The organism is Streptomyces palmae, assembly GCF_004684805.1.
GTDB lineage: Bacteria > Actinomycetota > Actinomycetes > Streptomycetales > Streptomycetaceae > Streptomyces > Streptomyces palmae.
The window spans coordinates 1-7,332 of sequence record NZ_SRID01000345.1 but is presented as its reverse complement, the minus strand read 5'-3'; the positions used below and the strand labels follow the sequence as shown (position 1 = coordinate 7,332).

The 7,332-nt window shown below is 73.3% G+C and carries 6 protein-coding genes; 4 read left to right on the top strand and 2 right to left on the bottom strand.

Annotated features, from left to right (window positions below; genetic code table 11):
* Positions 1-228: 228 nt before the first annotated feature.
* Both aceE and E4099_RS26175 read left to right on the top strand, forming a co-directional pair.
* A complete protein-coding gene (gene aceE / locus E4099_RS26180; RefSeq protein WP_135341585.1) occupies positions 229-2,898 on the top strand; it encodes a pyruvate dehydrogenase (acetyl-transferring), homodimeric type in 2,670 nt (889 codons plus the stop codon).
* Between the two features lie 35 nt (positions 2,899-2,933).
* Positions 2,934-3,977 carry a helix-turn-helix transcriptional regulator gene (locus tag E4099_RS26175; protein WP_135341584.1) on the top strand — a complete coding sequence of 348 codons (1,044 nt, stop codon included), beginning with the start codon at positions 2,934-2,936 and terminating at the stop codon, positions 3,975-3,977.
* 145 nt (positions 3,978-4,122) lie between these two features.
* Here the strand turns inward: E4099_RS26175 and E4099_RS26170 are convergent, their stop codons facing one another.
* Positions 4,123-5,052: an SDR family oxidoreductase gene (locus tag E4099_RS26170; protein WP_209446745.1), complete on the bottom strand. Its 930-nt coding sequence runs from the start codon at positions 5,050-5,052 to the stop codon at positions 4,123-4,125.
* 170 nt (positions 5,053-5,222) lie between these two features.
* Here E4099_RS26170 and E4099_RS26165 point away from each other — a divergent pair, with 170 nt between their 5' ends.
* Positions 5,223-5,759, top strand: a complete 537-nt coding sequence (locus E4099_RS26165) for a DUF4240 domain-containing protein (RefSeq protein ID WP_135341586.1) — start codon at positions 5,223-5,225, stop codon at positions 5,757-5,759.
* 28 nt (positions 5,760-5,787) lie between these two features.
* Here E4099_RS26165 and E4099_RS26160 read toward each other — a convergent pair whose 3' ends face one another.
* Positions 5,788-6,282 carry a GNAT family N-acetyltransferase gene (locus E4099_RS26160; protein WP_135341583.1) on the bottom strand — a complete coding sequence of 165 codons (495 nt, stop codon included), beginning with the start codon at positions 6,280-6,282 and terminating at the stop codon, positions 5,788-5,790.
* A gap of 120 nt (positions 6,283-6,402) precedes the next feature.
* Between E4099_RS26160 and E4099_RS26155 the strand changes: the two genes are divergently transcribed.
* The gene (locus tag E4099_RS26155; protein WP_209446747.1) at positions 6,403-7,314 is read left to right on the top strand and encodes a TIGR01777 family oxidoreductase; all 912 of its coding nucleotides are present in this window, start codon (positions 6,403-6,405) and stop codon (positions 7,312-7,314) included.
* Positions 7,315-7,332 lie beyond the last annotated feature (18 nt).

Genomic DNA, 7,332 nt, shown 5'->3' with positions numbered 1-7,332 from the left:
CACCACGACACCCGCGCACCACCCGCCCCCCTTTTCGCGGCACTCCGTGCCCAATTCCGCGGCACGGAATGCCAATTTCGCCCTCCGGACAGATTTTTCGTTCGAAAGCTTTGATCGATCATCGATCAGAGACTTACAGTCGAGGGCGGGCCCACCCGGCCCTCGCCCTGTCCTGCCATTTCAGGGCTTTCTCAGCCACACCCCCTTCGAGTCCGGAAGGCGGCGATCATGACCGACTCCGTACGCACCCAGCCGAGCGAGCTCGACCAGCTCCCCGACCGGGACCCCGAGGAGACCGCCGAGTGGGCGGCCTCCCTGGACGCCGTCGCCCGGGCCGCCGGTCCGCGCCGCGCCGAGTACCTGCTGCGCCGTACCCTCGAGCACGGCCGGCACTCCGGGCTCGCACTCCCCGCACTGACCGAGTCCGACTACCTGAACACCATCCCGACCGCCGCCGAGCCCGCCTTCCCCGGTGACGAGGCGATGGAGGCCCGGATCACCGCGTACACCCGGTGGAACGCGGCGGCGATGGTCTCGCGCGGCTCCCGGCTGGGCCTGGGCGGCCACATCGCCACCTACGCCTCCGCCGCCTGGCTGTACGAGGTCGGCTTCCAGCACTTCTTCCACGGCAAGGAGGATGGGGGAGGCTCCGGCGACCAGATCTACGTCCAGGGCCACGCCTCCCCCGGCATCTACGCCCGCGCCTTCCTGGACGGACGGCTGAGCGAGCAGCAGCTGGACCGCTTCCGCCAGGAGGCGGGCGGCGACGGCCTGCCGTCCTATCCGCACCCGCGCCGCCTGCCCTGGCTGTGGGAGTTCCCCACGGTCTCCATGGGCCTGGGCCCGCTCTCCGCGATCTACCAGGCGCGCTTCAACCGCTACCTGGAGCACCGGGGCATCAAGGACACCTCCCGTTCGCACGTCTGGGCGTTCCTGGGCGACGGCGAGATGGACGAGCCGGAGGCGACCGCCGCGCTGGCGCTGGCCGCCCGCGAGGGCCTGGACAACCTCACCTTCGTCATCAACTGCAACCTGCAGCGCCTGGACGGCCCGGTCCGCCCCAACTTCAAGATCGTCCAGGAGCTGGAGGCGCAGTTCCGCGCCGCCGGCTGGAACGTCGTCAAGTCGCTGTGGGGCTCCGCCTGGGACGAGCTGTTCGCGCTGGACACCACCGGTGCCCTGGTGCGGCGCCTGCGCGCGGTGCCGGACGCGCAGTTCCAGACGTACGCCACGCGGGACGCCGCCTACATCCGCGAGCACTTCTTCGGCGCCGACCCGGCGCTGGTCGAGATGGCCAGGGTGCTCACCGACGACAAGATCCTGGAGTGCTTCCGGTACTCCCGCGGCGGCCACGAGCCGCGCAAGGTGTACGCGGCCTACCGGGCGGCGGTCGATTTCAAGGGCGCGCCCACGGTGGTCCTGGCCCAGACCGTCAAGGGCTTCACGCTCGGCGGCGGCTTCGAGTCGCGCAACGCCAACCACCAGATGAAGAAGCTGACGGTGGCCGAGTTCCGGACCATGCGCGACCTGCTGGAGCTGCCCATCCCGGACAGCGCCTTCGAGGGCGACCTGGTGCCGTACGCCCGCCCCGCGGAGGGCTCCCCCGAGCTGGCCTACCTTCACGAGCGCCGCGCCGCGCTGGGCGGTCTGGCCCCGGCCCGCAAGGTGGTGGCCAAGCCGCTGCCGATGCCCGCCGAGAAGCCCTTCGACGCGCTGCGCAAGGGCTCGGGCAACCAGGAGATCGCCACCACGATGGCCTTCGTCCGCCTGGTCAAGGACCTGATGCGGGAGAAGGAGACCGGCAAGCGGTGGGTGCCGGTGGTGCCGGACGAGGCCCGCACCTTCGGCATGGAGTCGCTCTTTCCCTCCGCCGGTCTGTACTCCCCCGTGGGCCAGACCTACGACCCGGTCGACCGCGACCAGCTGCTGTACTACAAGGAGGCGAAGGACGGCCAGATCCTCAACGAGGGGATCACCGAGGCCGGCTCGCTCGCCGACTTCACCGCCGCCGCCACCGCGTACGCCACGCACGGCGAGCCGATGATCCCGTTCTACATCTTCTACTCGATGTTCGGCTGGCAGCGGACCGGCGACCAGTTCTGGGCGCTCGCCGACCAGCTGGGGCGCGGCTTCGTCATCGGCGCCACCGCGGGCCGCACCACCATGACCGGTGAGGGCCTCCAGCATGCGGACGGCCACTCGCACCTGCTCGCCTCCACCAACCCGGCGGCCCTGTCGTACGACCCGGCCTTCGCCTTCGAGCTGGCGGCGATCGTCAAGGACGGCCTGCACCGGATGTACGGGGAGGGCTCCGAGCTCGACCCGGACGTCTTCTACTACCTGACCGTGTACAACGAGCCCAAGCGCCAGCCCGCCCAGCCGGCCGGCGTCACCGACGAGCAGATCGTCAAGGGCCTGTACCGCTACACCACCAGCGATGGTTCCCAGCTCCAGATCCTCGCCAGCGGCACCGCCATCCACTGGGCGCTGGACGCCCAGCGGCTGCTGGCCGAGGACTGGGGCGTGACGGCCGACATCTGGTCGGCCACCTCCTGGACCGAGTTGCGCCGCGATGCCCTGACCTGTGACGCGGCGCGGCTCCAGGGTGAGGACCGGGTCCCGTACGTCACCCGTGCCCTGGCAGGCGCACCGGGCCCGGTCCTCGCCGTCAGCGACTGGATGCGGTCCGTTCCGGACCAGATCGCGCCCTGGGTGGAGCAGGACTGGAGCTCGCTGGGCACCGACGGTTTCGGCCTCTCGGACACCCGGGACGCGGCCCGTCGGCACTTCCGGGTGGACCCCGAGTCGATCGCCCTGGCCGCGCTGGCGGCCCTCGTCAAGCGCGGCGAGCTGGACCCGACCGTGCTGGCCAAGGCGCGGGAGCGCTACGGCCTGTAGGTCCGGGCCGGGCCCCGAGCGGGCATGATGAGGCGATGCGCGCTGCCCGGTTGATCAAGTTGGTGCTGCTGCTCCAGGCTCGGCCGTCGATGACGGCGGCCGAGCTCGCCCGTGAGCTGGAGGTCTCGGAGCGCACGGTCTCCCGGGACGTGCTGGCCCTGTCCGAGGCCGGGGTGCCGGTCTACGCGGACCGGGGGCGGGCCGGCGGCTACCGGCTGATCGGCGGCTACCGCACCCGGCTGACCGGGCTCGGCCGTACCGAGGCGGAGGCGCTGTTCCTGTCCGGGGTGCCGGCCGCACTGCGCGGCATGGGGTTGTCCGACGCCGCCTCCGCGGCCCGGCTGAAGGTCTCCGCCGCGCTCATCCCGGAGCTGCGGGACGCCGCGGAGGGGGCCGCCCAGCGGTTCCACCTGGACGCGCCCGCCTGGTACCAGGAGCCCGCCACCCCTGAGCTGCTGCCGGAGGTGGCCGAGGCGGTCTGGGACGACCGGCGGCTGCGGGTGCGGTACCGGCGGCGCCCGGACACCGAGGTGGGCCGGGTGCTGGAACCGTACGGCCTCGTCCTCAAGGCGGGCGTCTGGTACCTGGCGGCCCGCGCCTGCCCGGATGCGGCCGACACCGGCGCCGCCGGCCCTGCCGACGCTCCCACCCGCCGCGAGCCCGCCGGGGCCCACGACGGGTTCCGGGTCTACCGGGTGGACCGCTTCGTCCGGGCCGCGGTGCTGGACCAGCCCTTCGCACGGGACCCCGGGTTCGAGCTGGCCGACTTCTGGGAACTGCGGGCCGAGGAGTTCGCCAGGTCCCTGCTCCGTGAACGGGTGCTGCTGCGGCTGACCCCGGAGGGGGTGCGGCAGCTGCCGCATGTCACCGAGCGCGCGGCCGCCCGGGAGGCGGTCGCGGCGCCCGGGGAGCCCGACGAGCAGGGCCGACTCACGGTCACCCTGCCCGTCGAGTCGCTGGAGGTCGCCTACCACCAGCTGATGGCCCTCGGCCCGGAGGCGGAGGTGCTGGAACCGCCGGAACTGCGCGCCCGGTTCGCCGCCGCCGCGGAGCGGGCCCACGCCCTCTACCGGCAGTGACGGCCGCCCCCGCCACACCCCGAGGCCGACCACCGCAGCCGGACGCACAGCCCCCACCCGCCGTGCAGGCGACCCCACCACAAGCCGAGATCGCCCACCACAGACCCGCACACCCGGCCGCCACCCGCCGTGCGGGCCCCCACACTCAGCGGTAGTCCTCCTCCTTCGGCTCCTTGCCCGCCTCGTGGTCCATGAAGAAGCGCCAGCCGTCCGGCTGGGTCCCGTCCAGATCGGTGAATCCGTAGACCCGGGCCAGCTGGCCGCTGGAGAGCGACTGGCCGCTCCAGCGCGCCCGCTCGGGATCGGCGGCGAGGGCGGCCACCGCCCGGCCGACATAGGCGGGGGACTCCGAGATGCAGAAGTTCGGCTCCTGCTCGATCGCCTCGCGCCAGTTCTCCTCGGTCACCCCGTAGTGCTCCAGCATCGTCTCGGAGCGCAGGAAGCCGGGGCTGAAGCTGACCGCGGCGCACCCCAGGTCGCGCAGCTCCTCGGCGAGCCCGAAGGCCAGCCTGATCGGCGCGTACTTGGCGAGGTCGAAGTAGAGGTGGTCGCGGTACCTGGCGTTGTACTCGGCGGTGCCGTCGGTCACCTCGATCACCAGCCCGCCGGGCCGCCGGGTGAGCAGCGGCAGCGCGTAGCGGCTGGTGATCAGGTGCGCGTCGATGCCCAGCCGCAGCATGCGCAGCCCGCGGTCCAGGTCGTACTCCCACATCTTCTTGCCGAAGGGCCACTCGATCAGGTGGTCGCCGCCCCATACGCCGTTGATCAGCAGGTCCAGCCGGCCGTGCGCCTGGTCGATGCGCTCCACCAGCTCTCGCACCCGCTGCGGTTCCAGGTGGTCGGTGGGCACCGCGATCCCGGTGCCGCCGGCCGCGGTCACCAGCTCGGCGGTCTCCTCGATGGTCTCGGTCGACCGGCCCACCTCGCTGGCCTTCTCCCGGGTGGTGCGCCCGGTGACGTAGACGGTGGCGCCGGCCCGTCCCAGCTCCACCGCCATCGCCCGGCTCGCGCCCCGGGTCGCCCCCGCCACCAGTGCGATCTTCCCCGCCAGCGCGCCCTGTGTGCTCACGTCCATGTGTCCTCTCGATCCGATCGGCCGGCCCGGTCGGTGCACCGACGGCCGGAGACATGACGCTCGCAGCCAAAGTCGACACCTACTGACCGGATTTCCCGAGGTTTCCCGGGAATCACCGCGCGGCCGCTCCGCGTGCGGGGCCGGGCGGCAGGACCGATGCTGGTGCCGTGATGGACGAGACGGAGTTCTGGGAGCTGGTCGACAGCAGCCGCGAGGCCGCGGCGGGCGACCCGGAGGACCAGTCCGACCTGCTGGTGGAGCGGCTGGTGCGGATGGACCCGGACTCCGTGCTGGACTTCGCCCGGCACTTCGAGGCCCGCTTCAACCGGGCGTACCGCTGGGACCTGTGGGGCGCCGCCTGGGTGCTGCTGGACGGGGCCAGCGACGATGCCTTCGACGCGTTCCGCTGCTGGCTGATCGGGCAGGGCCGGGAGGTCTTCGAGGGGGCCCTGCACGAGCCGGACGACCTGGCCGAGCTGCTGCCGGACTTCGACGAGGAGCGGGACGGGGACTGCGAGGATCTGGGCTTCGTGGCCGACGAGGCGTACGAGCAGCTCACCGGCACCGTACTGCCCGATCTGGGGCTGCCCTCCCGCCCGGACGAGCCGGAGGGCGAGCCGCTGGACTTCGAGAACGCCGCGGTCCTGGCCGACCGCTTCCGCAAGCTGACCGGACGCTTCGGCACCCCGCCCGGGCCGGCCGCCTGACCGTCCCGCGGCGGGGTGCCGCGGGCCCTCAGCCGCTGAGCGTACGTCCCATCAGCACATCGTCCACCGGCGTGCCGGCCAGCACGAACTCCCCGCGCAGCACCCCTTCCACGGTGAAGCCCTCCGACTCGTACAGCCGCCGGGCGGGGGTGTTGTGCGCCAGCACCCGCAGGGTGAGCCGGCCGGCGCCCTGCCGTACGGACTCCTCGCCGGCCGCCCGGACCAGCGCCCTGGCCACTCCGCGACCGCGCGCCCACTCGTCGACCACCAGGCCCTGGATCGCCCGCACATGGGCGTTGCTGGGCAGCGGGGTCGCCGGCACCAGGCGCAGATAGCCGGCGATGCGCCCCTCGGCCTCGGCGATCAGGAAGTGCTCGGGCCGGCTGGATTCGGTGAAGAACGGGTCGTACGGCGGGGTCGGGCGATCCTGCACCGAGTGCAGGGTGGACCAGGTACGGACGTCCAGCTCGGTCAGCTGGGAGTCGTCGGCGGGGGTGGCGAAACGGATGGAGAGATCGGACATGCCCGCCACCTTGCCAGCGCGCCCCCGGTCCGGCCAACGAGAATCGGTGGGCACGACCGGCCCGGCACCGCACGGCGCCGGACGGGAGGATGCCGACGAGGAGGTCCCATGCGAGGTTCCCTGCCAGGCTCCCTGCGGATCGCGGTGAGCGGCTCGTCCGGACTGATCGGGGCCGCCCTGGTGCGCTCCCTGCTGGCCGACGGCCACCAGGTGCGCCGCCTGGTGCGCCGCGCGCCCCGGACGGCCGAGGAGGTGCGCTGGGACCCGATCCGGCAGCGGGTGGACACCGCGGGGCTGGTGGGCTGCCAGGCGGTGGTCCACCTGGCCGGGGCGGGCATCGCCGACCGCCGCTGGACCGCCGCCCGCAAGCAGGAGATCCGGGACAGCCGGGTGCTGGGCACGGCCGCCCTCGCCGAGGCGCTGGCCAGCCTGGACACCCCGCCCGCGGTGCTGGTCTCCGGCAGCGCGACCGGCATCTACGGCTACCCCGGCGACCGGCCGGTCGACGAGGACGCGCCGGAGGGCGACGGCTTCCTGGCCCGGGTCTGCCAGGAGTGGGAGGCGGCGGCCGGGCCCGCGGTGGAGGCTGGCATCCGCACCGTCCACCCCCGCACCGGCATCGTGCTGGCCCGCGAGGGCGGCGCCCTGGCCCGGCTGCTCCCGCTGTTCCGCCTGGGGCTCGGCGGACGGCTGGGCAGCGGCGAGCAGTACTGGAGCTTCATCACCCTGGCCGACGAGATCGCCGCGCTGCGCCATCTGCTCGTCACCGAGGAGCTGTCCGGACCGGTCAACCTCACCGCACCGGAACCCGCCACCAACCGCGAGATGACCGCCGCCCTCAGCCGCGTACTCCGCCGCCCGGCGCTGCTCCCGGTGCCCGCCCCCGCCCTGCGTCTGGCCCTCGGCGAGGTGGCCGGCGAGGTCCTCGGCAGCCAGCGGGTACTCCCCCGCCGCCTGCTGGACTCCGGCTTCACCTTCGCCCACCCCCGCATCGAGGACGCGCTCCGCGCCGCCGCCACCCCGCGCCGCTGACCCCGGCCACCGCCGCAC

Excerpts from the sequence above, each read along its gene's own strand:
- aceE (WP_135341585.1), top strand. The coding sequence starts at position 229 with ATGACCGACTCCGTACGCACCCAGCCGAGCGAGCTCGACCAGCTCCCC.
- E4099_RS26175 (WP_135341584.1), top strand. The coding sequence starts at position 2,934 with ATGCGCGCTGCCCGGTTGATCAAGTTGGTGCTGCTGCTCCAGGCTCGG.
- E4099_RS26170 (WP_209446745.1), bottom strand. The coding sequence starts at position 5,052 with ATGGACGTGAGCACACAGGGCGCGCTGGCGGGGAAGATCGCACTGGTG.
- E4099_RS26165 (WP_135341586.1), top strand. The coding sequence starts at position 5,223 with ATGGACGAGACGGAGTTCTGGGAGCTGGTCGACAGCAGCCGCGAGGCC.
- E4099_RS26160 (WP_135341583.1), bottom strand. The coding sequence starts at position 6,282 with ATGTCCGATCTCTCCATCCGTTTCGCCACCCCCGCCGACGACTCCCAG.